This window comes from Catellatospora sp. NPDC049609 (assembly GCF_040675365.1).
Taxonomy (GTDB): Bacteria; Actinomycetota; Actinomycetes; order Mycobacteriales; family Micromonosporaceae; genus Catellatospora.
Genome location: NZ_JBFAOU010000501.1, coordinates 1 through 1006, shown reverse-complemented (window position 1 = coordinate 1006; position 1006 = coordinate 1). Strand labels below are relative to the sequence as shown.

1 protein-coding gene is annotated in these 1006 nt (G+C 68.4%); it reads left to right on the top strand.

Annotation, left to right across the window (positions count from 1 at the left end):
- The first annotated feature begins 27 nt into the window (after positions 1-27).
- Positions 28-879, top strand: a complete 852-nt coding sequence (locus AB0J67_RS41420; protein WP_363491338.1) for a transposase family protein — start codon at positions 28-30, stop codon at positions 877-879.
- The last annotated feature ends 127 nt before the right edge of the window (positions 880-1006 follow it).

The following is a 1006-nucleotide window of genomic DNA, read 5'->3' as shown; positions in this document are numbered from 1 at the left end:
AGTGGAGGTCTGCGATAGATCGGTTTTGTGACGAACCAAGAACCGCAGACCTCCGCGCCCATCATCTACGGTCTGGCCCTGTCCACGCCAGCCCATGCCGTGGCGGCCCTGGCCGCAGCGCTGACCCGCTACCGGCGGCGTATCGGCACCCGGTGGCGGGGCCACGACGTCACCATCCAGGCGGTCCTGACGATCGCCTGGCTGGAGGGCGGACACACCTACCGTGAACTCGGCGCCGGCAACGGCGTGCCCAAGAGCACCTGCCGGACCCTGATCCAGGAGGGCATCAAGGTACTGGCCCGGCGCGCGCTGCCGCTGACCGAGGTCGTCTACCTCGCGGCCAGGGCCGGGTGGGACTACCTGATCGTCGACGGGGTCAACATCCCCACCGAACGCGTCGCCGCCGATTACACCCGCAAGCAGCACTGGTACTCCGGCAAGCACCGCCGGCACGGCGGTGCGGTGCAGACCGTGGCCGCCCCGGACGGGGAACTGCTGTGGGTGTCGGGGGTGCTGCCGGGCAAGACGGTCGACATCACCGCGGCCCGCCGGTTCAAGATCGCCGAGAAGGTGGTGGCTTTCCTCGGGCTCCTCGCAGACCTGGGCTACATCGGCCTGCACCCGCGTGTGATCACCGGCTACAAGCGCAAACGCGGCGAGAAGACCCTGCCCGAGCCGCGCAAGAACGCCAACCGGGTCCTGGCGGGCCTGCGGGCCGTCGGCGAACGCGCCAACGCCCAGCTCAAGTCCTGGCGGGTACTGGCCTGCGACTTCCGCGGACGGCCCCGGCAGCTGACCACGGTCGTCAAGGCCGTCCAGGCCCTGCAGTACCTGACCCGAAACCCGTTCGGCACCGCCAAGACCGATACCGCATCGTGACCCGCAGCGGGCACGCCGTTGGTTCTCACCGACCAGAAGATGACCTACCTGTTGACCTCGTGCTGAACGCCGGCGTTCTCGTTGTCAACCCAGACTCACCAGCGGAAATGAGGTCGGGACAAGCTCA